This window comes from Cupriavidus taiwanensis LMG 19424, assembly GCF_000069785.1.
GTDB classification, from domain to species: Bacteria; Pseudomonadota; Gammaproteobacteria; order Burkholderiales; family Burkholderiaceae; genus Cupriavidus; species Cupriavidus taiwanensis.
The window spans coordinates 2,089,514-2,114,078 of record NC_010528.1 but is presented as its reverse complement, the minus strand read 5'-3'; the positions used below and the strand labels follow the sequence as shown (position 1 = coordinate 2,114,078).

The following is a 24,565-nucleotide window of genomic DNA, read 5'->3' as shown; positions in this document are numbered from 1 at the left end:
GACAAGACAAAGACCTGAGAGAGAACCATGACTGACATCGCACTCGACATGCGCCACCACAAGCGCAGCTTCGCCGGCTACGAACCGCGGCACTTCCTGTGGTCGGTGTCCGGCGACGGCAAGGTCGGCACCATCACGCTGAACCGGCCGGAACGCAAGAACCCGCTGACCTTCGACTCCTATGCCGAGCTGCGCGACCTGTTCCGCGGCCTGTGCTACGCCAGCGACATCAAGGCGGTGGTCGTGACCGGCGCCGGCGGCAACTACTGCTCGGGCGGCGACGTGCACGAGATCATCGGCCCGCTGACGCGCATGTCGATGCCGGAGCTGCTCGACTTCACGCGCATGACCGGCGACCTGGTCAAGGCGATGCGCGCGTGCCCGCAGCCCGTGATCAGCGCGGTCGACGGCATCTGTGCCGGCGCGGGCGCGATGATGGCACTGGCTTCCGACATGCGCCTCGGCACGGCACAGGCGAAGACCGCCTTCCTGTTCGTGCGCGTGGGCCTGGCCGGCGCCGACATGGGCGCGTGCTCGCTGCTGCCGCGCGTGATCGGGCAGGGGCGCGCCAGCGAGCTGCTCTACACCGGCCGCTCGATGAGCGCGGAGGAAGGGCTGCAGTGGGGCTTCTTCAACGCGCTGCACCCGTCCGAAGCGGTGCTGGCACAGGCGCAGGCGCTGGCCGCGCAACTGGCCACCGGCCCGACGTTTGCCCATGGCGTGACCAAGAAGCTGTTGCACCAGGAGTGGAACATGGGCCTGGACGAGGCCATCGAGGCCGAGGCCGAGGCGCAGGCGCTCTGCATGCAGACGCGCGATTTCCGCCGCGCCTACGAGGCCTTCGTCGCCAAGACCAAGCCCGTCTTCGAAGGGGACTGAGCCGCCATGTCCGACAAGACCTACCTGGATCTGCCGCTGTTCGACGATACCCACCGCACGCTGGAGCGCGAACTCGACGCCTGGTGCGCGCAGCACCTGCACGTAGACCACAGCGATACGGACGCCGCGTGCCGCGCGCTGGTGCGGCAGCTGGGCGAGGCGGGCTGGCTGCGCTACTGCGTGCCGGCCGCGCATGGCGGTGCGCTGCGGGCGCTGGATTCGCGCTCGCTGTGCCTGCTGCGCGAGACGCTCGCGCGCCATGACGGCCTGGCCGATTTTGCCTTTGCCATGCAGGGGCTGGGTTCTGGCGCGATCACGCTGGCGGGCAGCGACGCGCTGCGCGCGCATTACCTGCCGCGCGTGGCCCGCGGCGAGGCGATCGCCGCGTTCGCGCTGTCGGAGCCCGACGCCGGCTCGGATGTCGCCGCGATGCAATGCAGCGCGAAGCTGTCGGAAGACGGCAGCCACTATGTGATCGATGGCGCCAAGACCTGGATTTCCAACGGCGGCATTGCTGACTTCTACTGCGTGTTCGTGCGCACAGGCGAGGCGCCGGGCGCGCGCGGCATCACCGCGCTGGTGGTCGACGCCGATACGCCCGGCCTGACCATCGCCGAGCGCATCGACGTGATGGCGCCGCATCCGCTGGCCACGCTGCGCTTCGACCAGTGCCGCGTGCCGGTGGGCAACCGGCTCGGCGAGGCGGGGCAGGGCTTCAAGGTGGCGATGATGACGCTCGACATCTTCCGCGCTTCGGTCGCCGCGGCGGCGCTGGGCTTCGGCCGCGCGGCGCTGGACGATGCGCTGGCGCGCGCCCGCGCGCGGCCGATGTTCGGCGGCGTGCTGGCCGACCTGCAGCTGACCCAGGCCGCCATCGGCGACATGGCCACTGCCATCGACGCCGCGGCGCTGCTGACCTACCGCGCCGCCTGGCTGCGCGACGTCAAGGGACAGCGCACCACGCGCGAGGCGGCCATGGCCAAGATGGTCGCCACCGAAAACGCGCAGCAGGTGATCGACCGCGCGGTGCAGATGTTCGGCGGCCTGGGCGTCCGGGTCGGCACGCGCGTGGAAAGCCTGTACCGCGAGATCCGCTCGCTGCGCATCTATGAAGGCGCCACCGAAGTGCAGAAGCTGATCATCGCGCGCGAGACGCTGGCCGGCCACCAGGCCTGACATCGGACCTTGCGCCCCACGAACTGCCGTACCGATACAGAGCAGACAGGAGACAAGCCATGGCGACCACAGCCCACCTCGACACCTTCGCGCGCGACCGCCTGCCGCCGCAGGACCAGTGGCCGGTGTTCCGCTTCAATGCCGACACCGACTACCCCGAGCGGATCAATGCCGCGGCGGAGCTGGTCGACCGCCACGTGCGGGAAGGGCGCGGCGAGCGCATCGCCATCCGCCATCGCCGCGACGGCCGCATCGAGACAGTCACCTATGCACAGCTCGCGGCGCTGGTGAACCGCATTGCCCATGTGCTGGTCGAGGACATGCGGCTGGTGCCCGGCAACCGCGTGCTGCTGCGCGGTCCCAACAACCTGATGATGGCGGCCAGCTGGCTGGCCACGCTGAAGGCAGGGCTGGTGGCGGTGCCGACCATGCCGCTGCTGCGCGCGCGGGAGCTCAAGCAGATCATCGACAAGGCGCAGGTCAGCGCCGCGCTGTGCGATGCGCGGCTGCGCGAGGAACTCGACGCCAACCAGCAGGCCGGTGGCGAATACCATTGCCCGAGCCTGGCGCAAACGCTGTATTTCAACGGCGAAGGCAAGGGCTCGCTGGAAGCGGCGCTGGCCGGCAAGCCGGAGACCTTCGATGCCTGCGACACCGCTCGCGACGATGTCTGCCTGATCGCCTTCACCAGCGGCACCACTGGCCAGCCCAAGGGCACCATGCATTTCCACCGCGACGTGCTGGCCATGTGCGACCTGTTCCCGCGCCATGTGCTGCGCTCCGTGCCGGACGATATCTTTTGCGGCACGCCGCCGATCGCCTTCACCTTCGGGCTGGGCGGCATGCTGTGCTTCCCGTTGCGCATCGGCGCGAGCACGGTGCTGGCGGAGAAGCTCACGCCCGAGGCGCTGCTCGAACTGATCCACGACTTCCGCGCCACCATCGTCTTCACCGCGCCCACGTTCTACCGGCAGATGGCGGCGCTGGCGCCGCGCTTCGACATCTCCAGCCTGCGGCATAGCGTGTCCGCCGGCGAGGCGCTGCCGGACGCGACGCGGCAGAGCTGGAAGGCCGCCACCGGCATCGAGATGACCGATGGCATCGGCGGCACCGAGATGATGCATATCTTTATCTCCAGCGCCGGCGCAGAGGTCAGGCCGGGCGCGATCGGCAAGGTGGTGCCCGGCTACGTGGCGCAGATCGTCGACGACGAGATGCGGCCGCTGCCGCCGGGCCAGGTCGGTAAGCTGGCGGTGCAGGGCCCGACCGGCTGCCGCTACCTGGACGATCCGCGCCAGGCCAATTACGTGAAGGCGGGCTGGAACCTGCCGGGCGATACCTTCACGGTCGACGCCGACGGCTATTACTTCTACCAGGCGCGCTCCGACGACATGATCATCTCGGCCGGCTACAACATCGCCGGGCCCGAGGTGGAAAGCGCGCTGATGCAGCACGAGGCGGTGGCCGAATGCGGCGTGGTCGGCGCGCCGGACGACGGGCGCGGCCAGGTAGTGATGGCCTACGTGGTGCTGCGCGAGGGCGTTGCGGCCGACGACGCCACCCGCACCGCGCTGCAGGACCACGTCAAGCGCCAGATCGCCCCGTACAAATACCCGCGCCGCATCGAATTCGTGCCGGCGCTGCCGCGCACCGAGACCGGCAAGCTGCAGCGCTTCCGGCTGCGCCAGATGGCGGAGCAGGGGCCGGGCGCAGGCAATGGCGGCAAGACGCAGCAGGGGCAGCCATGAGCGACGTGTTCCGCAACACCGTGCTGGTGCGCTTCAAGCACTGCGACGCCGCCGGCATCGTGTTCTACCCGCGCTACTTCGAGATGCTCAACGACCTGATCGAGGACTGGTTCGGCGAGGCGCTGGGCTGGCCGTTCGATGTCATGCATGGCGAGGGCCGCGCCGGCGTGCCGACGGCTGAGCTGGAGTGCCGCTTCCTGGCGCCGAGCCGGCTGGGCGAGGTGCTGACGCGCGAATTGCGCGTGCTGAAGCTGGGCCAGTCCAGCTTCACGCTGGCGATCCGCTTTGCCGGCCCGCACGACGATACCCGCATGGAAGTGACGCAACGGCTGGTCTGCGTCGATACCGGCGCGATCGCGCCCCAGCCGCTGCCCGAATCCGTGCGCGAGGCCATGGCGCGCTATCTGGTCGCGGCGGCCTGAACAGAATTTCCATCCACCCATACCAAGCAACCACAGGGACACGACATGAAGATCCTGCAGCCGCCCGACTGGGCGCCGCCGCGCGGCTACGCCAACGGCATGATGACCGAGATGCAGGCCGGCAGCCGGCTGCTGTTCGTCAGCGGCCAGATCGGCTGGAACAGCCAGTGTGAATTCGAGACCGACGATTTCGGCCTGCAAGTGGCGCAGGCGCTGCGCAACGTCGTCGCAGTGCTGGCGGCCGGCGAAGCGCGGCCGGAACATATCGCGCGCATGACGTGGTATGTGAAGGACAAGGCCGAATATGTCGGCGCCTATGGGGCGATCGGCGAACATTACCGGGCCATCATCGGCCGCCACTTCCCGGCGATGACGGCAGTCGAGGTCGCCGACCTGGTCGAGCCGCGCGCCAAGGTGGAAATCGAGGTCACGGCGGTGGTGCCGCCGCCGCGGTAATCCGGCGTCCGGGGGTGCAACCCGGACCGCGGGCGCGGGCAGCGGGGCGGCCTCCGGCGCGGCGGGATTGCCGCGTGCCGCGCGCAAGTCCTTGAAAACTTGAGAAATTGGGTAGCTCGGGATATAATTCGAAAGTTTCGCTTTCAGAACCCTTCACCCTAGCGCCTACCGCTTTCCACCTTCCGCCGCCCCCATCCGCGCCGCCGTTGTCGTCTGCATCAGATGTGACGCAATGAGCATGCTGCGACCGGATCCGACCGCATCGGCGCAATGCCGCTGCCGCCGTCGCGGATCCAGCCTGGGAGGCACGAGGCGTCGATTGGTCGGTCACGGGGTGAGTCCAGCAGGAGCCTACCCGTGTTACCGTCTTTCCCGTCCGCCATTCTCGCGCTAGCAGACGGCACGGTCTTTCGTGGCTATTCCATCGGCGCTTCCGGCCATACCATCGGCGAAGTGGTGTTCAACACCGCCATCACCGGTTACCAGGAAATTCTCACCGACCCGAGCTATTCGCGGCAGATCGTCACGCTGACGTATCCGCATATCGGCAACTACGGTGTCAATCCTGAGGATGTCGAAGCCACGAAAGTCCATGCCGCCGGCCTGATCATCAAGGATCTGCCGGTCCTGGCCTCCAATTTCCGCAAGGAGCATACCCTTGCCCACTACCTGAAGCAGGAGAAGGTGGTGGCCATCGCCGGCATCGATACGCGCAAGCTGACGCGTATCCTGCGCGAAAAGGGCGCCCAGAACGGCTGCATCCTGGCCGGCGAGGACAACGTCCAGAAGGCCATCGACCTGGCCCGCTCGTTCCCCGGCCTGGCCGGCATGGACCTGGCCAAGGTGGTGTCGGTCAAGGAACCGTACCAATGGACCCAGTCCGAATGGAAGCTGGGCGAGGGCTACGGCAAGCAGCAGCAGCCGCAGTTCCACGTGGTCGCCTATGACTACGGCGTCAAGTACAACATCCTGCGCATGCTGGCCGAGCGCGGCTGCAAGGTCACGGTGCTGCCGGCCCAGGCCAGCGCCGCCGACGCGCTGGCGCTGAATCCGGACGGCGTGTTCCTGTCCAACGGCCCCGGCGATCCCGAGCCGTGCGACTACGCCATCGCCGCCACGCGCGAGTTCATCGAGCGCGGCATCCCGACCTTCGGCATCTGCCTGGGCCACCAGATCATGGCCCTGGCAGTCGGTGCCAAGACCCTGAAGATGAAGTTCGGCCACCACGGCGCCAACCATCCGGTCAAGGACCTGGACGACGGCCGCGTGGTGATCACGTCGCAGAACCACGGTTTCGCAGTGGACGCCGACACGCTGCCGTCCAACGTGCGCGTCACGCACAAGTCGCTGTTCGACGGTTCGCTGCAGGGTTTCGCACTGACCGACAAGCCGGCGTTCTGCTTCCAGGGCCACCCGGAAGCCTCGCCCGGCCCGAACGACGTGGCTTACCTGTTCGACCGCTTCATCCAGCTGATGACCGACGCGCGCAAGTAAGCGGGCGAATAGGCGCGCTGGCACAGCAAGAGAGACACCGGGACATCCCATGAACGCCTTCATGCATACCGCTTTCGGCATCACCGACTTCTGGACCTATGTGCTGGGCACGATCTTTATCGTGCTGCTGCCGGGGCCGAACTCGATGTACGTGCTGTCGGTGGCGGCGCAGCGCGGCGTGCGCGCCGGCTACAAGGGCGCGTGCGGGGTGTTCCTGGGCGACGCGGTGCTGATGGTGCTGTCGGCGGCGGGCGTGGCCTCGCTGCTCAAGGCCAGCCCGGCGCTGTTCTACGTGGTGAAGTACGTCGGCGCGGCCTACCTAGCGTGGATCGGCTTCAACATGCTGCGCGGCGCGCTGCGCAGCTGGGCCGCGCGCGGCGATGCCGCCGGCGCGGCGGCGGTGCCGGCGGCCACGACGGACCAGTCCGACCCGTTCCGCAAGGCGTTGCTGATCAGCCTGCTGAACCCGAAGGCGATCCTGTTCTTCATCTCGTTCTTCATCCAGTTCGTCGACCCGGCCTTTGCTTACCCGGTGCTGTCGTTCGGGGTGCTGGGGCTGGTGTGCCAGATCTGCAGCTTTGCCTACCTGACCACGATCATCTTCGTGGGCGCGAAGCTGGCCGAGGCGTTCCGGCGCCGCCGCCGGCTGTCGGCCGGCATGGCCAGCGGGGTAGGGGCGATGTTCATCGGCTTCGGCGCCAAGCTGGCGACCGCCACGATGAACTGAGCCAGACCACATTTTCGAATCCGGACGGATTCCCTGATTACCGGCGCGGTCCGCAGGCAAGGCGGGCCGGCCCATAAAGAGAGCGTGCAATGCCAAAACGCACAGACATCAAGAGCATCCTGATCATCGGCGCGGGCCCCATCATCATCGGCCAGGCGTGCGAGTTCGACTATTCCGGCGCCCAGGCCTGCAAGGCCCTGCGCGAGGAAGGCTTCAAGGTCATCCTGGTCAACTCCAACCCGGCGACCATCATGACCGATCCGGCCACGGCCGATGTGACCTACATCGAGCCGATCACCTGGGAAGTGGTCGAGCGCATCATCGAGAAGGAGCGCCCGGATGCGATCCTGCCGACCATGGGCGGCCAGACCGCGCTGAACTGCGCGCTGGACCTGCACCGCCATGGCGTGCTGGACAAGTACAAGGTGGAACTGATCGGCGCGTCGCCGGAAGCCATCGACAAGGCCGAGGACCGCCAGAAGTTCAAGGACGCGATGACCAAGATCGGCCTGGGTTCGGCCAAGTCCGGCATCGCCCACTCGATGGACGAGGCCGTGGCCGTGCAGGCCCGCATCGCCCAGGACACCGGCACCAGCGGCTACCCGATCGTGATCCGCCCGTCGTTCACGCTGGGCGGCACCGGCGGCGGCATCGCCTACAACCGCGAAGAGTTCGAAGAGATCTGCAAGCGCGGCCTGGACCTGTCGCCGACGCGCGAGCTGCTGATCGAGGAATCGCTGCTGGGCTGGAAAGAGTATGAGATGGAAGTGGTCCGCGACAAGCAGGACAACTGCATCATCATCTGCTCGATCGAGAACCTGGACCCGATGGGCATCCACACCGGCGACTCGATCACCGTGGCCCCGGCCCAGACCCTGACCGACAAGGAATACCAGATCCTGCGCAACGCCTCGCTGGCCGTGCTGCGCGAGATCGGCGTCGATACCGGCGGCTCCAACGTGCAGTTCTCGATCAACCCGAAGGACGGTCGCATGATCGTCATCGAGATGAACCCGCGCGTGTCGCGTTCGTCGGCGCTGGCGTCCAAGGCCACCGGCTTCCCGATCGCCAAGGTCGCGGCCAAGCTGGCGGTCGGCTACACGCTGGACGAGCTGAAGAACGAGATCACCGGCGGCGCCACCCCGGCCTCGTTCGAACCCTCGATCGACTACGTGGTCACCAAGGTGCCGCGCTTTGCCTTCGAGAAATTCCCCCAGGCCGACAGCCACCTGACCACCCAGATGAAGTCGGTCGGTGAAGTGATGGCGATGGGCCGTACCTTCCAGGAATCGTTCCAGAAGGCGCTGCGCGGCCTGGAAGTCGGCGTCGACGGCCTGGACGAGAAGTCCACCGACCGCGACGAGATCGTCGAGGAGATCGGCGAGCCGGGTCCGGACCGCATCTGGTACGTCGGCGACGCGTTCCGCCTGGGCATGTCGCTGGAAGAGGTCTATCACGAGACCGCCATCGACCCGTGGTTCCTGGCCCAGATCGAAGACATCGTCAAGACCGAAGGTCTGGTGAAGTCGCGCACGCTCGACAGCCTGTCGACCGCCGAACTGCGCTTCCTGAAGCAGAAGGGCTTCTCGGACCGCCGCCTGGCCAGGCTGCTGAAGACCGACGCCAAGGCCGTGCGCGCGGCGCGCATCGCCCAGAATGTGCGCCCGGTCTACAAGCGCGTCGACACCTGCGCGGCCGAGTTCGCCACCAACACCGCCTACATGTACTCGACCTACGAGGCCGAGCATGGCGAGTGCGAGGCCAACCCGACCGACAAAAAGAAGATCATGGTGCTGGGCGGCGGCCCGAACCGGATCGGCCAGGGCATCGAGTTCGACTACTGCTGTGTGCACGCCGCGCTGGCGCTGCGCGAAGACGGGTACGAGACCATCATGGTCAACTGCAACCCGGAAACCGTGTCGACCGACTATGACACCTCGGACCGCCTGTACTTCGAGCCGCTGACGCTGGAAGACGTGCTCGAGATCGTCGACAAGGAAAAGCCGGTCGGCGTGATCGTGCAGTACGGCGGCCAGACCCCGCTGAAGCTGGCGCTGGACCTGGAGCGCAACGGCGTGCCCATCATCGGCACCAGCCCCGACATGATCGACGCGGCCGAAGACCGCGAGCGCTTCCAGAAGCTGCTGCAGGACCTGGGCCTGCGCCAGCCGCCCAACCGCACCGCGCGTGCCGAGGACGAAGCGCTGCGCCTGGCCGAGGAAATCGGCTACCCGCTGGTGGTGCGCCCGTCGTACGTGCTCGGCGGCCGCGCCATGGAAATCGTGCATGAGCCGCGCGACCTCGAGCGCTACATGCGCGAGGCGGTCAAGGTCTCCAACGATTCCCCGGTGCTGCTCGACCGCTTCCTCAACGACGCCATCGAGTGCGATGTCGACGCCCTGTGCGACGGCAAGCGCGTCTTCATCGGCGGCGTGATGGAGCACATCGAGCAGGCCGGCGTGCACTCGGGCGACTCCGCCTGCTCGCTGCCGCCGTACTCGCTGTCGGCCGAGACCGTGGCCGAACTGAAGCGCCAGACCGCGGCCATGGCAAAGGCCCTGAACGTGGTCGGCCTGATGAACGTGCAGTTCGCGATCCAGCAGAACAACGGTGTCGACACCGTCTACGTGCTGGAAGTGAACCCGCGCGCCTCGCGCACCGTGCCGTACGTGTCCAAGGCCACCGGCATGCAGCTGGCCAAGATCGCCGCACGTTGCATGGCCGGCCAGTCGCTGGACGAGCAGGGCATTGCCGACGAGGTCATCCCGCCGTACTACAGCGTCAAGGAAGCGGTGTTCCCGTTCAACAAGTTCCCGGGCGTCGATCCGGTCCTCGGACCTGAAATGCGCTCCACCGGTGAAGTGATGGGCGTGGGCAAGAGCTTCGGCGAGGCCTTGTTCAAGAGCCAGCTGGCCGCGGGCTCGCGCCTGCCGGAAAAGGGCGCCGTGCTGATCACCGTGAAGGACAGCGACAAGCCGCGCGCGGTGGCCGTGGCCCGCATGCTGCACGACATGGGCTACCCCATCGTCGCCACGCGCGGCACCGCGTCGGCGATCGAGGCCGCCGGCATCCCGGTCAAGGTGGTAAACAAGGTCAAGGACGGGCGCCCGCATATCGTCGACATGATCAAGAACGGCGAACTGGCGCTGGTGTTCACCACCGTCGACGAAACCCGCGGCGCGATCGCCGATTCGCGCTCGATCCGTATCTCGGCGCTGGCGCACCGCATTCCTTACTACACCACCATCGCCGGCGCGCGCGCCGCGGTGGAAGGCCTGAAGCATATGCAGAGCCTGGAGGTCTACGACCTGCAGGGCCTGCATGCCTCGCTGGCCTGATGCCGTCAAGGTAAGTCAGCAACACATTGCAAAAGGGCCGGCCGCGTTGCGGCCGCCCGCCCAGGAAGCCCGCCGGAGTTGCTGCCGGCGGGCTTCCTGGCCTAAACTACGTCAAATTCGTCGATCGAACCGGCTTGCCCGCGTTCGATCCTGTCTGAAAGCCGCGGTTGAGCGGAAGTGCCCTGGCGGAGGTTGCCAGGGATGGCTCCAGCTCCGCTGCGGCTCATTTTTTTGTTGAACGAAGACATGAGCACCATTCCGATTACCAAGCGTGGCGCAGAGCTCCTGAAGGAGGAGCTGCAGCGCCTGAAGGCTGTCGAGCGTCCGGCGGTGATCAATGCCATCTCGGAAGCGCGCGCCCAGGGCGACCTGTCTGAAAACGCCGAGTACGATGCCGCCAAGGAAAAGCAGGCCTTTATCGAGGGCCGCATCCTGGAAGTGGAGGCCAAGCTGTCGGCCGCGCAGATCATCGACCCGACCCAGCTCGATACCGATGGCCGCATCGTCTTCGGCGCGACGGTCGACCTGGAAGACCTGGAGTCCGGCAGTCCCGTCAGCTACCAGATCGTCGGCGATGACGAGGCCGATCTGGAGGCCGGCAAGATTTCGGTGAGCTCGCCCATCGCGCGCGCGCTGATCGGCAAGTTCGAAGGCGACGTCGCCACCGTGCTGGCCCCCGGCGGCGAGCGCGAGTACGAAGTCATTACGGTTCGCTATATCTGATGCCGGCCCGGCCGGCGGCGCTTGCGCCTGTGCCGGCCACCGGAAAGGCCGGCTTGTGTTCTCCAGTTCCTATAACAACCTGCCGCCGCTGCCGCACCGCCTCTTCCTGCTGCTGACGGTGGTGTGGGCAGGCGGCCTGTGGACCGTGGGCTACATGGTGGCGCCGACGCTGTTTTCGGTGCTGCCCAGCCGCGAGATGGCGGGCATGATCGCCGGGCACCTGTTCCATACCGAAGCCATCGTCGGCGTGACCATCGGCGTGCTGCAGCTGGTGCTGTGCAACGTGATGATCCGGCGCGGCGCCCAGCGTTATCGCGGCCTGCGCTGGCTGGTGCTGGGCATGCTCTGCTGCGTGCTGGTGGGCTACTTCGGGATCCAGCCGTTTATGGGCAGCCTGAAGGAAAAGGCGCTGGCGCTGGGCGTGGGAGTGTCGGAATCGCCATACAAGGCGCAGTTCGGCATGCTGCACGGCGTCTCGAGCGCCTTCTACCTGCTGCAAAGCCTGCTGGCGCTGGTGCTGGTGTGGCGCGCTTCGGCGCCGCGCTCGGCCGGGGAGTGAGAGTCCGGCCGCCGGCCCGGCCGCGAAGGCGGCGTACCGGCAGCGGGGCACCTGGCGGTGCCCCTCGGGTACTGCCCGGGCGGTCTTAGCCCAGGGACTTCTTCTTCTGGCTGGTCGGGCGTGCGCGCGCGCGCTTCACATTGCCGCCGGCAGTGACGCGCTCGTTGCCGAGCACCGTAACTTCCTTGCGGGTGGGGCGGCGGTTCGGCGCGGCGCTGGGCTTCTTCACCGTGACCGTGCGCGGGGCGGCGCCGCCGCGGCGGGCGGGCGTGTGCCGGCCGAGGTCGTCGGCCTGGTTTTCTTTCAGGCGGGCTTCGCCCGGACGCCAGACCACCAGCAGCTTGCCGATATGCTGGATCGGCGCGGCGCTGAGCTGGTCGCAGATTTCTTCGTAGATGGCGATGCGCGCTTCGCGGTCGTCGCCGAACACGCGGATCTTGATCAGGTCGTGGGCCGCCAGGCTGCGGTCGATCTCGGCCAGCACGGCGCGGGTCAGGCCTTCGGCGCCGACCATCACGACCGGGTTCAGGGCATGGGCGCGGGAGCGCAGGTCAGAGCGCTGGGCAGGGACTAGTTGTAGAGCAGGCATAAGTTGGCGCTGAATAAGGCGCTTGAAATAGTGATAGCGCGCTTGGCGCTGGTAATCGGGCGCTGCAGTCCCGCCGGTCGTGACACGGCGGGGGATACAGGCAGCCGACGGCCACCGGGGGTGGCAAGCCGGGATGCGGATTGGCGCGTATTATCCGTCAATCCGGCACTGTCGGGCAGCAAAATCATCAAAACAGTAGGAAAACCTTCGCCGCCGGCCCGACCAGCGCGCGCGGGCAGGCAACAGGCTGGTATCTGGTATGGCAAAGAACAAGTTCAACCATTCGTGGCTGCATGACCACATCAACGATCCGTACGTCAAAATGGCGCAGCGCGAGGGCTATCGCGCGCGCGCGGCATACAAGCTCAAGGAGATCGACGAGCAGGACAAGCTGATCCGCCCGGGCCAGGTCATTGTCGACCTGGGCGCGGCGCCCGGCAGCTGGAGCCAGTACGCGCGCAACAAGCTGGCGGACTCGCCGCGGGCCAGGGATGGGAGGATCGACGGCGCGGTCGTGGCGATCGACCTGCTGCCCATGGAACCTGTCGCGGACGTCACGTTTATCCAGGGCGACTTCCGCGAGGAATCGGTCTTCCGTGAACTTGAAAGTGTGGTTCTCGACGCCTCCGGCGGCAACAAGATCGATCTTGTTTTGTCCGACATGGCCCCCAATTTGTCCGGTGTGGCCTCCGCCGACGCCGCCCGGATCGAGTACCTGTGCGACCTGGCGCTTGAATTTGCGCAGGCCCACCTGAAGCCGGAGGGAGCATTGCTGGTAAAGTGTTTCCACGGGAGCGGCTACAGCCAGATCGTGGAAAAGTTCAAACGGCAGTTCAAAGTGGTCGCGAAGCGCAAGCCCAAGGCGTCGCGCGACAAGTCTTCCGAAACCTTTATCCTTGGGCGCTACCTGAAGACAGTGGATTGACCGATCTCGATACGAGCCAGGGCGGAATAAGAAATGTAGAGGGAAATACCCTCACCCGGTGCTATCGGCATCATAGTTTCTCTGTTTCCCCTCGAGGGCGGGGGCTGCATTACAATGCAGCTATCCGTTGGCAAGGCAATTGCAAAGGAGTTCGGCCTTGAATAACAACCTGTTTCAAAAGGCGGCAATCTGGCTCGTGATCGCGCTGGTGTTGTTTACCGTCTTCAAGCAGTTCGACAAGCCCCGTGCGCAGGACAGCGTCACCTATTCGCAGTTCATGGATGACGCCAAGAACGGCAAGGTGTCGCGTGTCGACGTGCAGGGCCGCAACCTGGTGGTCTCGCCCAAGGAAGGGGCCAAGTACACCATCATCTCGCCGGGCGACATCTGGATGGTCGGCGACCTGATGAAGTACGGCGTGCAGGTCACCGGCAAGGCGGACGACGAACCCAACGTGCTGGTCCAGGCCTTGTATTACCTCGGGCCGACCCTGCTGATCATCGTGTTCTGGTTCTACATGATGCGTCAGATGCAGGGTGGCGGAAAAGGCGGCGCATTCTCATTCGGCAAGTCACGCGCGCGCCTGATCGACGAAAACCAGAACGCCGTCACGTTCCAGGACGTGGCCGGTTGCGACGAGTCCAAGGAAGAAGTGGTCGAACTGGTCGACTTCCTCAAGGACCCGCAGAAATTCCAGAAGCTGGGCGGCCGCATTCCGCGCGGCGTGCTGCTGGTCGGCCCTCCGGGTACCGGCAAGACGCTGCTGGCGCGTGCCATCGCCGGCGAGGCCAAGGTGCCGTTCTTCAGCATCTCCGGTTCGGACTTCGTTGAAATGTTCGTCGGCGTGGGCGCGGCGCGTGTGCGCGACATGTTCGAGAACGCCAAGAAGCAGGCGCCCTGCATCGTGTTCATCGATGAAATCGACGCGGTCGGCCGCCATCGTGGCGCCGGCATGGGCGGCGGCAACGACGAGCGCGAGCAGACCCTGAACCAGATGCTGGTCGAGATGGACGGCTTCGAGGCCAACTCCGGCGTGATCGTGATTGCCGCGACCAACCGTGCCGACGTGCTGGACAAGGCGCTGCTGCGTCCGGGCCGTTTCGACCGCCAGGTCTACGTGGGCCTGCCGGATATCCGCGGCCGCGAGCAGATCCTGAAGGTCCATATGCGCAAGGTGCCGATCGGCAACGATGTCGACGCGTCGGTGATCGCGCGCGGCACCCCGGGCTTCTCGGGCGCCGACCTGGCCAACCTGGTCAACGAGGCCGCGCTGTTCGCCGCCCGCCGCAACAAGCGTGTGGTGGACATGCAGGACTTCGAGGACGCGAAGGACAAGATCTACATGGGTCCGGAGCGCAAGTCGACGGTGATGCGCGAGGAAGAGCGCCGCGCCACGGCTTACCACGAGTCTGGCCACGCGGTGGTGGCCAAGCTGCTGCCGAAGGCCGACCCGGTGCACAAGGTCACCATCATGCCGCGTGGCTGGGCGCTGGGCGTGACCTGGCAGCTGCCGGAGCATGACAAGTATTCGAAGTACAAGGACAGCATGCTCGAAGAGGTGGCCATCCTCTTCGGCGGCCGCGCGGCGGAAGAGGTTTTCCTCAACGCCATGAGCACAGGTGCTTCCAACGACTTCGAGCGTGCCACCAAGATCGCGCGCGACATGGTGACCCGCTTCGGCATGAGCGATTCGCTGGGTGCGATGGTCTACGTCGATACCGAGCAGGACGGCATGTTCGGCAAGCTGTCGTCGAAGACCGTGTCGGAAGCCACGCAGCAGAAGGTCGACGCCGAGATCCGCCGCATCATCGACGAGCAATACGCGCTGGCCAAGCGCCTGCTCGAAGAGAACCGCGACAAGGTCGAGGCCATGACCAACGCGCTGATGGAATGGGAAACCATCGACGCCGACCAGGTCAACGACATCATGGCCGGCAAGCCGCCGCGTCCGCCGCGCAGCGCGTCGGGCCCGAACGGTGGCGGCAGCACGCCCTCGGGCGGCTCGCCGGTGGCGCCGACCAACGCGCCCGCCACGGCCTGATCCGGCGCTCGTCCCGCTGACGACGCTGTAGCGATGGCTGTGTAGTAGCTCCCTGAAGCCGGTGCCTGGCGCACCGGCTTTTCCTTTTTGCGCGGCGAACCCGCGCGACTCGCCAAAGCCTTCCTACCTTGCAGCAGACCACTCAGACCCGGCACTTCCAGTGCGGCCGTTTCCGCTTTGCCCTGGACCAGCGTCCGCTGGTGATGGGCATCCTCAACGTCACGCCCGACTCCTTTTCCGACGGCGGCCAGCACGCCAGCCGCGACGCGGCGCTGCGCCATGCCGAGCAGATGATCGCCGAGGGCGTCGACATCATCGATATCGGCGGAGAATCGAGCCGGCCGGGTTCGGCGGCGCTGCCGCTGGCGGATGAGCTGGCGCGCGTGATTCCCGTGGTGGAAGCGCTGCGCGACTGCGGCAAGCCGCTGTCGATCGACACCTACAAGCCCGAGGTCATGCGCGCCGCGCTTGCGGCCGGAGCCGATCTCATCAACGATATCTGGGGCCTGCGCATGCCAGGCGCGGTCGAGGCGGTGGCGGCCGGACAGGCGGGCTTGTGCGTGATGCACATGCAGCGCGATCCGCAGACCATGCAGGAAGACCCGCACTACGACGATGTGGTGGCCGAAGTGGCGCAGTTTCTCGCCGAGCGCGTCGCCGTGCTGCGCGCGGCGGGGATCGACGAGGCCCGGATCTGCCTCGATCCGGGATTTGGCTTCGGCAAGACACCGGATCATAATTTGCGCCTGCTCGGGCAATTGCCGAAGCTGGCGCTGGACGGCCTGCCGGTGCTGGCGGGCATCTCGCGCAAATCCACGCTGGGCGCCATCCTGGGCGGCCGGCCACCGCAGCAGCGCATTGCCGCCAGCATTGCCGCGGCCGTATGTGCGGTGGAGCGCGGTGCGTTGATCGTGCGCGTGCATGATGTGCAGCAGACCGTCGACGCTGTAAAGACCTGGTGGGCCGTGCGCAACGAATCCGTTAGCGCCGGCTGAGCCGGGCGCTGGCGCCGGCCAGCGCCACCAAGACAGAACACAGAAGAGAAAGGGAAACAGCGAATGACACGCAAGTATTTCGGGACAGATGGCGTGCGGGGCAAGGTCGGCGATGCGCCGATCACGCCGGACTTCGTGATGCGGCTGGGCCATGCCGCGGGCAAGGTGCTGGCGCATGGCGCCAGGACCGGGCAGGGCAAGCCCACCGTGCTGATCGGCAAGGACACGCGCATTTCCGGCTACATGCTGGAAGCCGCGCTGGAAGCCGGTTTTACCTCGGCTGGCGTGCACGTGCTGCTGACCGGCCCGCTGCCGACCCCCGGCATCGCTTACCTGACGCGGGCGTTGCGGCTGTCGGCCGGCGTGGTGATTTCGGCCAGCCATAATCCGTACTACGACAACGGCATCAAGTTCTTCTCGGCCAGCGGCGACAAGCTGCCGGATGCGGTCGAGGCGGCGATCGAAGCGGCCCTCGACGAGCCCATGGTGTGCGCCCCGTCCGACGACCTGGGACGCGCCCGCCGCATCGACGATGCGGCCGGCCGCTATATCGAATTCTGCAAGAGCACCTTCCCGTACGAGCAGGACCTGCATGGCCTGAAGCTGGTGGTCGACTGCGCCCATGGCGCGGCCTATCACATTGCGCCGCCGGTGTTCCATGAACTGGGCGCCGACGTGGTCGCCATCGGCAACCAGCCAAATGGCCGCAATATCAACGCCGGCTACGGCGCCACCGCGCCGGAAAAGCTGATCGAGGCGGTCAAGGCCAACGGCGCGGACCTGGGCCTGGCCTTCGACGGCGACGCGGACCGGCTGCAGGTGGTGGACGCGGATGGCCGCCTCTACAACGGCGACGAACTGCTGTATCTGATCGTGCGCGACCGCCAGGCCGCAGGCCAGGCGGTGCCCGGTGCCGTCGGCACGCTGATGACCAATATGGCGGTGGAACTGGCGCTCAAGCGCGAGGGCGTCGACTTCGTGCGCGCCAAGGTGGGCGACCGCTATGTGCTTGAGGAGCTGAACAAGCGCAAATGGACCCTGGGCGGCGAGGGCTCGGGCCATCTGTTGTGCCTGGATCGCCACAGCACCGGCGACGGCATCGTCTCCGCATTGCAGGTGCTGGGCGCACTGCGCCGCAGTGGCAAGACGCTGGCGCAGCTGCTCGACGGCGTGAAGCTGTTCCCGCAGACGCTGATCAATGTGCGCGTGCAGAAGGGTTTCGACTGGCAGACCCATGCCGGCCTGCAGGCGGCACGCGCGGCGGTGGAACCCGAACTCGAAGGCCGCGGTCGGGTGCTGATCCGTGCCTCCGGCACCGAGCCCGTGGTGCGCGTGATGGTCGAGGCGGAGCAGGCCGAGATGGCAGAGCGCGCGGCCAGGAAGCTGGCGGACGCGCTGGGTGCGTGATAGCGCTCATGCCAGAAAGAAAACGCCGGGTTCACCCGGCGTTTTTTTATCTCATAACGCAATTAACCGCCGTCATATTTCCCACACCGCAGGGCGGGACTATCCCGTCATTACCTTGCTGCAGGCCAGTTTCAAGAAGATTTGAAGATGTCACGGAATTGTCATACAGGCAGCATACAGTTCGTCTTGTCAAAAATTTGTCATTCCCAACCATGTTCTCTGGAGGACATATGAAGCTGGTCAAGACTGCCGTGGCAGGCATCGTTTCGATGGTGGTAGCGGGTACTGCGTTCGCGGCGGAAATTACCGGTGCAGGCGCTTCCTTCCCGGCGCCCGTGTATTCCAAGTGGGCCGACGCATATAACAAGGCAACGGGCAACAAGGTCAACTATCAATCCATCGGCTCGTCGGGCGGCATCAAGCAGATTGGCGCCAAGACGGTCGATTTCGGCGCCTCGGACGCGCCGCTGAAGGACGAGGACCTGAACAAGCAGGGCCTGGTCCAGTTCCCGACGGTGATCGGCGGCGTGGTGCCGGTGATCAACCTGCAGGGCGTGAAGCCGGGCGAGCTGACCATCACCGGCGAAGTGCTGGCCAACATCTACCTGGGCAAGATCAAGAAGTGGGATGATCCCGCGATCAAGGCGCTGAACCCGCAAGCCAAGCTGCCGAACCAGGACATCTTGCCGGTGCGCCGCGCCGACGGTTCGGGCACCACGTTCATCTTCACCAACTACCTGTCCAAGGTCAGCCCGGACTGGAAGAGCTCGGTGGGCGAGGGCACCACGGTCAACTGGCCGGGCGGCGGCACCGGCGGCAAGGGCAACGAGGGCGTGGCCGCCTTCGTGCAGCGCCTGAACGGCGCCATCGGCTATGTCGAGTATGCCTACGCCAAGCAGAACAAGATGACCCACGTGAACATGAAGAACGCGTCGGGTGCGGTGGTCAAGCCGGGTGACGACGCCTTCAAGGCCGCCGCCGCCGGCGCGGACTGGAGCAAGAGCTACTACCAGATCCTGACCAACCAGCCGGGCAAGGACGCCTGGCCGATCGCCGGCGCCACCTTCATCCTGGTCCACAAGAACCAGGAAAAGCCGGCGCAGGGCGCGGAAGTGCTGAAGTTCTTCGACTGGGCCTACAAGAGCGGCGCCAGCATGGCCGCAGATCTGGACTACGTGCCGCTGCCGGAAAACGTGGTCAACCAGATCCGTTCGACCTGGAAGACCAGCGTCAAGGACGCTTCGGGCAAGGCGCTGTACTGATCTGACGGCATCGCCGGCCGCGCATGAGCGCGGCGGCGGTGGCCGGGCAGCCCGAAACCGGCCCGGCCACCGCGCTCCTGCCCAGGCGCGAGCGGCGATCCACCCTGAATTCCCGACATGGCGACTACCCCCTCCGAGTTCCGCAACGTCCAGCCCCCGAGCCGCATGGGCGACATCCTGTTCGGCGGCCTGACGCGCGGCGCCGCCATCGTGACGCTGCTGCTGCTGGGCGGCATCATCGTCTCGCTGGCGATCAGCGCCTGGCCCTCGATCGAGGCCTTCGGCGCGCGCTTCCTGTGGTCCGCGGAGTGGGATCCTCCCGCCGATGTCTACGGCGCGCTGGTGCCCATCTACGGCACCATCGTGACCTCGCTGATCGCGCTGATCATCGCGGTGCCGGTGAGCTTCGGCATCGCCCTGTTCCTGACCGAGCTGTCGCCGGCCTGGCTGCGCCGACCGCTCGGCACCGCCATCGAGCTGCTCGCCGCGGTGCCGTCGATCGTCTACGGCATGTGGGGCCTGCTCGTGTTCGCGCCGATCTTCGGCGAGTATTTCCAGAAGCCCCTGGCCGCCACGGTCGGCCAGCTGCCGGTGATCGGCAAGCTGTTCCAGGGCGCGCCGCTGGGCATTGGCCTGCTGTGCGCGGGCGTGATCCTGGCGATCATGATCATTCCGTACATCGCCTCGGTGATGCGCGATGTGTTCGAAGTCACCCCGGTGCTGCTCAAGGAATCCGCCTACGGCGTGGGTTGCACCACCTGGGAAGTGATGTGGAACGTGGTACTGCCCTATACCCGCGCCGGCGTGATCGGCGGCGTGATGCTGGGCCTGGGTCGCGCGCTGGGCGAGACCATGGCCGTCACCTTCGTGATCGGCAACACCAACCTGCTGGACAGCGCCTCGCTGTTCTCGCCGGGCAACAGCATCACCTCGGCGCTCGCCAACGAGTTCGCCGAAGCCGGCGCCGGCCTGCATACGGCCGCGCTGATGGAGCTGGGCCTGATCCTGTTCTTCATCACCTTCGTGGTACTGGCGCTGTCCAAGCTGTTGTTGCTGCGCCTGGCCAAGAATGAGGGCGCAAAGTGAGCCAAATGACCCAAGCGAGCCAGGCCATGTCTTCCGTCTCGATTCCCGCTGTCCGTCCCGATGCCGATGCCGTGCGCGCGCGCCTGCAGGGCCGCCGCCGCCGCGTCAACCTGTACGCGCTGACCGCCTCGCTGGTCGCCATGGGCTTCGGCCTGTTCTGGCTGGCGTGGATCCTGTGGACCACCGTCACGCTGGGCGTGGGCGGGCTGTCGCTGGACCTGTTCACGCAGATGACGCCGGCCCCCAACACCGCTGGCGGCGGCCTCGCCAACGCCATCTTCGGCAGCTTCGTGATGGTCGGCATGGCCACGCTGTTCGGCACGCCGCTGGGCATCCTGGCGGGCATCTACCTGGCCGAGTACGGCAAGAGCTCGCCGCTGGCCAGCCTGATCCGCTTTATCAACGACATCCTGCTGTCGGCGCCGTCGATCGTGATCGGCCTGTTCGTCTACGCGCTGGTGGTGACCCGCATGGGCCACTTCTCGGGCTGGGCCGGCATTTGCGCGCTGGCGCTGCTGCAGGTGCCGATCGTCGTGCGCACCACCGAAAACATGCTGAACCTGGTGCCCAACGCACTGCGCGAGGCCGCCTTCGCGCTGGGCACGCCCAAGTGGAAGATGGTGCTGTCGATCACGGTGAAGTCATCGTACGCCGGCATTGTGACGGGCGTATTGCTGGCCGTGGCCCGTATCGCCGGCGAAACCGCGCCGCTGCTGTTCACCGCGCTGTCCAACCAGTTCTGGACCACCGACCTGAACAAGCCGATGGCCAACCTGCCGGTGACGATCTTCCGCTTCGCCATGAGCCCGTTCACCGAGTGGCAGCAACTGGCCTGGGCGGGTGTGTTCCTGATTACGATCGGCGTGCTGGCCCTGAATATCCTGGCGCGCATCCTGTTCAAGAAATAAGCGGCGCGCCCGTAAGGCGGACCGCCCCAAGACTGCAAGCGAGAAAACGCAATGACCTCCACCGTCATCGACATTCCCGATTCGGTTCGCGCCAAGATCGACGTGCGCAACCTGAACTTCTACTACGGCCAGTTTCATGCCCTGAAGAACATCAACATGTCGATCCCCGACCGCAAGGTCACGGCCTTCATCGGCCCCTCGGGCTGCGGCAAGTCGACGCTGCTGCGCACCTTCAACAAGATGTACGCGCTCTATCCCGAGCAGCGCGCCGAGGGCGAGATCAACATGGACGGCGACAACCTGCTGACCGCCAAGCAGGACATCGCGCTCTTGCGCGCCAAGGTCGGCATGGTGTTCCAGAAGCCGACGCCGTTCCCGATGTCGATCTATGACAACATCGCCTTCGGCGTGCGCCTGTTCGAGAAGCTGTCGCGCTCCGAGATGGACGACCGCGTGGAATGGGCGCTGACCAAGGCGGCGCTGTGGAACGAGGCCAAGGACAAGCTGCACCAGTCGGGCTACGGCCTGTCCGGCGGCCAGCAGCAGCGTCTGTGCATCGCGCGCGGCATCGCCATCCGTCCCGAAGTGCTGCTGCTGGACGAGCCGTGCTCCGCGCTCGACCCGATTTCCACCGGCCGCATCGAAGAGCTGATCGCCGAGCTGAAGGACGAGTACACCGTGGTGATCGTCACGCACAACATGCAGCAGGCGGCGCGCTGCTCGGACTACACCGCCTACATGTACCTGGGCGAACTGATCGAGTTCGGCGAGACCGAGAAGATCTTCATCAAGCCGCACCGGAAGGAAACGGAAGACTACATTACCGGCCGCTTCGGCTGACGGGCAGGGCAGGGACTAGCATATCCATAAGCGGCCAGGAGAATCCCATGACTGACAAGCACCTGTCGACCCAGTTCGACGCAGACCTTAACGCCATCAACACCAAGCTGCTGCAGATGGGCGGCCTGGTGGAGTCCCAGATCGAGCTGGCCATGCGCGCGCTGACCGACTTCGACGCCGAGATCGCCGACCAGGTGATCGCCCGGGAGATCCAGCTCAATGCGCTGGAAGTCGAGATCGATGCCGATTGCGGCAACATCATCGCCCGGCGCCAGCCGACCGCGCGCGACCTGCGCCTGGTGATGGCCATCTCCAAGACCATCACCAACCTGGAGCGCGCCGGCGACGAAGCCGAGAAGATCGCCAAGCGCACCAAGCACATCATGGAAGACGCGTCGGCGCACAGCATCAACTACGCCGAGGTCAAGCTGTCGGGCGAGATGGCGATCTCGCTGCTGCGCCAGGCGCTCGACGCCTTTGCCCGGCTGGACACCGTCGCGGCGGCGCGCATCGTCAAGGACGACAAGGCCATCGACGAGGAATTCCGCGGCTTCGTGCGCAAGCTGATCACGTACATGATGGAAGACCCGCGCACGATCTCGGTCGCGCTGGATTTCCTGTTCATCGCCAAGGCCGTCGAGCGCATCGGCGATCACGCCAAGAACATTGCGGAATTTATCATTTACATTGTCAAGGGGACGGACGTCCGCCATGCCTCGCGCGAGGACATGGAGCGCGAAGCGCTGAGCTGAGGTCAGCCGCCCACGGAGAACCATACACATGCCAAGCAGTATTCTGGTTGTCGAAGACGAACCGGCGATCGCCGAACTGATCGCCGTGAACCTGCAGCACGCGGGGCATTATCCGATCCGGGCCTATAACGCCGAGCAGGCGCTGTCGCTGATGAGCGATGTGCTGCCCGACCTGGTGCTGCTCGACTGGATGCTTCCGGGCAAGTCGGGCGCGAACTTCGCCAAGGAGTTGCGCGCCAATGACCGTACCCGCCAGATTCCCATCATCATGCTGACCGCCCGCGGCGAGGAGCAGGACAAGGTGATGGGGCTGGAGGCCGGTGCCGACGACTATGTCACCAAGCCGTTCTCGCCCAAGGAACTGCTGGCGCGAATCAAGGCTGTGCTGCGCCGCCGCGCGCCGCAACTGACCGACGACGTGGTGGCGATCAACGGCCTGCGCCTCGACCCGGCCACGCACCGCGTGACCGGCCAGGACGAGAGCGGCCCGATTAAGCTGGACCTGGGCCCCACCGAGTTCCGCCTGCTGCACTTCCTGATGACGCACCCGGAGCGCGTGCACAGCCGTTCGCAATTGCTCGACCAGGTCTGGGGCGACCATGTCTTCGTCGAGGAACGCACCGTCGACGTCCATATCAAGCGCCTGCGTGCCGCACTGACGCCGGGCGGCTACAGCAACATGATCGAAACCGTGCGTGGCAGCGGCTACCGGCTGGCGCGCACCCCTGGCGCCTGAACCGCCGCACGGGTCTCAAGCCGCTGGCAGGGCGCGGCGAAATCGTGGCACACTCCGTCGCAACCCTGCAGGCAGCCGTTTTCGCGGCTGCCTGCGAGCCTGAACCCTGCGCATGAATGTCATCTGGGCCCGTTCCGCGGCCATCCTGATCAGCCTGCTGGTGCTGTCCGCCGGCGTTTACCTGGTGACCGGCCCGGTGCCGGCGCTGGCGCTGGCATGCGTGTCGCTGCTTGGCCTGCTGTTCTATTACCTGTACCAGATCAACCGGCTGTGGAAGGTGCTGGACGCGCCGGTCTACGGCGAGATCCCCAGCGCGCTCGGCCTGTGGGGCGAGGTGTATTACCGCCTGCACCGGCTGGTCAAGCGCTGGCGCACTCAGGTGCTGCAGGTGGAGCAGCAGCACACCCGCTTTATCCAGGCCATCCAGGCCTCGCCCAACGGCGTGCTGATGCTCGATGACGCCGACCAGATCGAGTGGTGCAACGACGTCGCCGAGCAGCATTTCGGCTTGAACGCGCGGCGCGACGTGCGCCAGCGCATTACCCACCTGATCCGCCGTCCGGAGTTTGTCCACTACCTGACACGGCAGCAGTTCGACGACCCGCTGGTGATGCGCGACATGGGCGAGCACAAGCACAGCGTGATCGCGGTGCAGATCCTGCCGTATGGCGACAACCGCAAGCTGGTCATCACGCAGGACATCACCAAGCTGGAAAACACCGAGGCGATGCGGCGCGACTTCGTCGCCAATGTCTCGCACGAACTGAAGACCCCGCTGACCGTCATGACCGGCTTTCTCGAGACCGTGCGCGACCTGCCGGTGTCCGAGGAAGACCGGCGCCGCTATATCGACATGATGCTGGCGCAGTCGGTGCGCATGCAGAGCATCGTCGAAGACCTGCTGGCGCTCGCCAAGCTGGAAAGCGACGCCCAGCCGCCGGGCCATGACGTGGTGCCGATCCGCGCCATGGTGGCGCACCTGATGCACGATGCCGAGGCGCTGTCGCAAGGGCGGCATCATGTCAGTGCCGAGATCGATCCCACCGTGGCCATGCGCGGCGCCGAGACCGAGCTGATGTCGGCACTGGGCAACCTGGTATCGAACGCGGTGCGCTACACGCCGGAGGGCGGGCGCATTACCATGCGGCTGGCCTGGGAAGACGGCCATGCGGTGTTTTCGGTGGCCGATACGGGCCTGGGCATCGCGGCCGAGCATATTCCCCGGCTGACCGAGCGCTTTTACCGCGTCGACCGCAGCCGCTCGCGCGACACCGGGGGTACCGGCCTGGGCCTGGCCATCGTCAAGCACGTGCTGTCGCGCCACCATGCGGAGCTGCGCGTCACCAGCGAAGAGGGCCGGGGCAGCGTATTCCGCGTGGTGTTTCCGCTGGAGCGCAGCGTGCGTACCGCCGCCGACAGCGCGGAACCCACGGTGCCGGGTGCCGGCCCGACGCTCACGCCGCAGTCGCCGGACAATTCCCGGCGCGCAGCCTGATCGCAAA

Annotated in this window: 22 protein-coding genes; 21 read left to right on the top strand and 1 reads right to left on the bottom strand. The window is 66.2% G+C overall.

What is annotated here, in order from left to right:
* The first annotated feature begins 27 nt into the window (after positions 1 to 27).
* The 10 genes from RALTA_RS09645 to RALTA_RS09600 all read left to right on the top strand — a co-directional run bounded on the left by RALTA_RS09645 (position 28) and on the right by RALTA_RS09600 (position 11,522).
* Complete coding sequence (locus tag RALTA_RS09645; protein WP_012353241.1) at positions 28 to 879, top strand: enoyl-CoA hydratase family protein; 852 nt, start codon at positions 28 to 30, stop codon at positions 877 to 879.
* A 6-nt stretch (positions 880 to 885) separates the two neighbouring features.
* Positions 886 to 2,055, top strand: coding sequence for an acyl-CoA dehydrogenase family protein (locus tag RALTA_RS09640; RefSeq protein ID WP_012353240.1), 1,170 nt, complete (start codon positions 886 to 888; stop codon positions 2,053 to 2,055).
* Between the two features lie 59 nt (positions 2,056 to 2,114).
* Entirely contained in the window at positions 2,115 to 3,803 is a 1,689-nt protein-coding gene (locus RALTA_RS09635; RefSeq protein WP_012353239.1) for an AMP-binding protein, read from the top strand.
* Positions 3,800 to 4,225 (top strand): acyl-CoA thioesterase, encoded by a 426-nt coding sequence (locus RALTA_RS09630; protein WP_012353238.1) that lies wholly within the window; start codon positions 3,800 to 3,802, stop codon positions 4,223 to 4,225. The genes RALTA_RS09635 and RALTA_RS09630 overlap by 4 nt, the downstream gene beginning before the upstream one ends.
* A gap of 45 nt (positions 4,226 to 4,270) precedes the next feature.
* Positions 4,271 to 4,681, top strand: a complete 411-nt coding sequence (locus RALTA_RS09625; RefSeq protein ID WP_012353237.1) for a RidA family protein — start codon at positions 4,271 to 4,273, stop codon at positions 4,679 to 4,681.
* A gap of 357 nt (positions 4,682 to 5,038) precedes the next feature.
* Entirely contained in the window at positions 5,039 to 6,175 is a 1,137-nt protein-coding gene (carA, locus tag RALTA_RS09620; RefSeq protein WP_012353236.1) for a glutamine-hydrolyzing carbamoyl-phosphate synthase small subunit, read from the top strand.
* 49 nt (positions 6,176 to 6,224) lie between these two features.
* Complete coding sequence (gene leuE / locus RALTA_RS09615) at positions 6,225 to 6,902, top strand: leucine efflux protein LeuE (RefSeq protein WP_012353235.1); 678 nt, start codon at positions 6,225 to 6,227, stop codon at positions 6,900 to 6,902.
* A gap of 89 nt (positions 6,903 to 6,991) precedes the next feature.
* Entirely contained in the window at positions 6,992 to 10,240 is a 3,249-nt protein-coding gene (gene carB / locus RALTA_RS09610) for a carbamoyl-phosphate synthase large subunit (protein ID WP_012353234.1), read from the top strand.
* Positions 10,241 to 10,486: 246 nt separating this feature from the next.
* Complete coding sequence (gene greA / locus RALTA_RS09605) at positions 10,487 to 10,963, top strand: transcription elongation factor GreA (RefSeq protein WP_012353233.1); 477 nt, start codon at positions 10,487 to 10,489, stop codon at positions 10,961 to 10,963.
* A 55-nt stretch (positions 10,964 to 11,018) separates the two neighbouring features.
* A complete protein-coding gene (locus RALTA_RS09600; RefSeq protein WP_012353232.1) occupies positions 11,019 to 11,522 on the top strand; it encodes a DUF4149 domain-containing protein in 504 nt (167 codons plus the stop codon).
* Positions 11,523 to 11,607: 85 nt separating this feature from the next.
* Here RALTA_RS09600 and RALTA_RS09595 read toward each other — a convergent pair whose 3' ends face one another.
* Positions 11,608 to 12,111, bottom strand: a complete 504-nt coding sequence (locus RALTA_RS09595; protein ID WP_012353231.1) for a YhbY family RNA-binding protein — start codon at positions 12,109 to 12,111, stop codon at positions 11,608 to 11,610.
* A 259-nt stretch (positions 12,112 to 12,370) separates the two neighbouring features.
* On the opposite strand from RALTA_RS09595, the gene RALTA_RS09590 reads away from it, so the two are divergent.
* The 11 genes from RALTA_RS09590 (at position 12,371) to phoR (ending at position 24,558) form a co-directional block, all read left to right on the top strand.
* Positions 12,371 to 13,036, top strand: a complete 666-nt coding sequence (locus RALTA_RS09590; protein WP_012353230.1) for an RlmE family RNA methyltransferase — start codon at positions 12,371 to 12,373, stop codon at positions 13,034 to 13,036.
* A gap of 157 nt (positions 13,037 to 13,193) precedes the next feature.
* Positions 13,194 to 15,077: an ATP-dependent zinc metalloprotease FtsH gene (gene ftsH, locus RALTA_RS09585; RefSeq protein WP_012353229.1), complete on the top strand. Its 1,884-nt coding sequence runs from the start codon at positions 13,194 to 13,196 to the stop codon at positions 15,075 to 15,077.
* 203 nt (positions 15,078 to 15,280) lie between these two features.
* A complete protein-coding gene (gene folP, locus RALTA_RS09580) occupies positions 15,281 to 16,072 on the top strand; it encodes a dihydropteroate synthase (RefSeq protein ID WP_232348020.1) in 792 nt (263 codons plus the stop codon).
* Positions 16,073 to 16,135: 63 nt separating this feature from the next.
* Complete coding sequence (gene glmM / locus RALTA_RS09575; RefSeq protein WP_012353227.1) at positions 16,136 to 17,479, top strand: phosphoglucosamine mutase; 1,344 nt, start codon at positions 16,136 to 16,138, stop codon at positions 17,477 to 17,479.
* Between the two features lie 230 nt (positions 17,480 to 17,709).
* Complete coding sequence (gene pstS / locus RALTA_RS09570; protein ID WP_012353226.1) at positions 17,710 to 18,741, top strand: phosphate ABC transporter substrate-binding protein PstS; 1,032 nt, start codon at positions 17,710 to 17,712, stop codon at positions 18,739 to 18,741.
* Between the two features lie 117 nt (positions 18,742 to 18,858).
* The gene (gene pstC / locus RALTA_RS09565; RefSeq protein WP_012353225.1) at positions 18,859 to 19,827 is read left to right on the top strand and encodes a phosphate ABC transporter permease PstC; all 969 of its coding nucleotides are present in this window, start codon (positions 18,859 to 18,861) and stop codon (positions 19,825 to 19,827) included.
* Between the two features lie 5 nt (positions 19,828 to 19,832).
* Entirely contained in the window at positions 19,833 to 20,735 is a 903-nt protein-coding gene (gene pstA, locus RALTA_RS09560; protein ID WP_041232158.1) for a phosphate ABC transporter permease PstA, read from the top strand.
* A 51-nt stretch (positions 20,736 to 20,786) separates the two neighbouring features.
* Positions 20,787 to 21,575, top strand: coding sequence for a phosphate ABC transporter ATP-binding protein PstB (gene pstB / locus RALTA_RS09555; protein ID WP_012353223.1), 789 nt, complete (start codon positions 20,787 to 20,789; stop codon positions 21,573 to 21,575).
* 47 nt (positions 21,576 to 21,622) lie between these two features.
* Complete coding sequence (gene phoU, locus RALTA_RS09550) at positions 21,623 to 22,327, top strand: phosphate signaling complex protein PhoU (protein ID WP_012353222.1); 705 nt, start codon at positions 21,623 to 21,625, stop codon at positions 22,325 to 22,327.
* A gap of 28 nt (positions 22,328 to 22,355) precedes the next feature.
* Positions 22,356 to 23,063 (top strand): phosphate regulon transcriptional regulator PhoB, encoded by a 708-nt coding sequence (gene phoB, locus RALTA_RS09545; RefSeq protein WP_012353221.1) that lies wholly within the window; start codon positions 22,356 to 22,358, stop codon positions 23,061 to 23,063.
* Between the two features lie 112 nt (positions 23,064 to 23,175).
* Positions 23,176 to 24,558: a phosphate regulon sensor histidine kinase PhoR gene (gene phoR, locus RALTA_RS09540; protein WP_012353220.1), complete on the top strand. Its 1,383-nt coding sequence runs from the start codon at positions 23,176 to 23,178 to the stop codon at positions 24,556 to 24,558.
* Positions 24,559 to 24,565: the final 7 nt, after the last annotated feature.

Bases quoted from the DNA above. Each gene is read 5' to 3' on its own strand.
- RALTA_RS09645 (WP_012353241.1), top strand. From the start codon at position 28: ATGACTGACATCGCACTCGACATGCGCCACCACAAGCGCAGCTTCGCC.
- RALTA_RS09640 (WP_012353240.1), top strand. From the start codon at position 886: ATGTCCGACAAGACCTACCTGGATCTGCCGCTGTTCGACGATACCCAC.
- RALTA_RS09635 (WP_012353239.1), top strand. From the start codon at position 2,115: ATGGCGACCACAGCCCACCTCGACACCTTCGCGCGCGACCGCCTGCCG.
- RALTA_RS09630 (WP_012353238.1), top strand. From the start codon at position 3,800: ATGAGCGACGTGTTCCGCAACACCGTGCTGGTGCGCTTCAAGCACTGC.
- RALTA_RS09625 (WP_012353237.1), top strand. From the start codon at position 4,271: ATGAAGATCCTGCAGCCGCCCGACTGGGCGCCGCCGCGCGGCTACGCC.
- leuE (WP_012353235.1), top strand. From the start codon at position 6,225: ATGAACGCCTTCATGCATACCGCTTTCGGCATCACCGACTTCTGGACC.
- carB (WP_012353234.1), top strand. From the start codon at position 6,992: ATGCCAAAACGCACAGACATCAAGAGCATCCTGATCATCGGCGCGGGC.
- greA (WP_012353233.1), top strand. From the start codon at position 10,487: ATGAGCACCATTCCGATTACCAAGCGTGGCGCAGAGCTCCTGAAGGAG.
- RALTA_RS09595 (WP_012353231.1), bottom strand. From the start codon at position 12,111: ATGCCTGCTCTACAACTAGTCCCTGCCCAGCGCTCTGACCTGCGCTCC.
- RALTA_RS09590 (WP_012353230.1), top strand. From the start codon at position 12,371: ATGGCAAAGAACAAGTTCAACCATTCGTGGCTGCATGACCACATCAAC.
- folP (WP_232348020.1), top strand. From the start codon at position 15,281: ATGGGCATCCTCAACGTCACGCCCGACTCCTTTTCCGACGGCGGCCAG.
- glmM (WP_012353227.1), top strand. From the start codon at position 16,136: ATGACACGCAAGTATTTCGGGACAGATGGCGTGCGGGGCAAGGTCGGC.
- pstS (WP_012353226.1), top strand. From the start codon at position 17,710: ATGAAGCTGGTCAAGACTGCCGTGGCAGGCATCGTTTCGATGGTGGTA.
- pstC (WP_012353225.1), top strand. From the start codon at position 18,859: ATGGCGACTACCCCCTCCGAGTTCCGCAACGTCCAGCCCCCGAGCCGC.
- pstA (WP_041232158.1), top strand. From the start codon at position 19,833: ATGACCCAAGCGAGCCAGGCCATGTCTTCCGTCTCGATTCCCGCTGTC.
- pstB (WP_012353223.1), top strand. From the start codon at position 20,787: ATGACCTCCACCGTCATCGACATTCCCGATTCGGTTCGCGCCAAGATC.
- phoU (WP_012353222.1), top strand. From the start codon at position 21,623: ATGACTGACAAGCACCTGTCGACCCAGTTCGACGCAGACCTTAACGCC.
- phoB (WP_012353221.1), top strand. From the start codon at position 22,356: ATGCCAAGCAGTATTCTGGTTGTCGAAGACGAACCGGCGATCGCCGAA.
- phoR (WP_012353220.1), top strand. From the start codon at position 23,176: ATGAATGTCATCTGGGCCCGTTCCGCGGCCATCCTGATCAGCCTGCTG.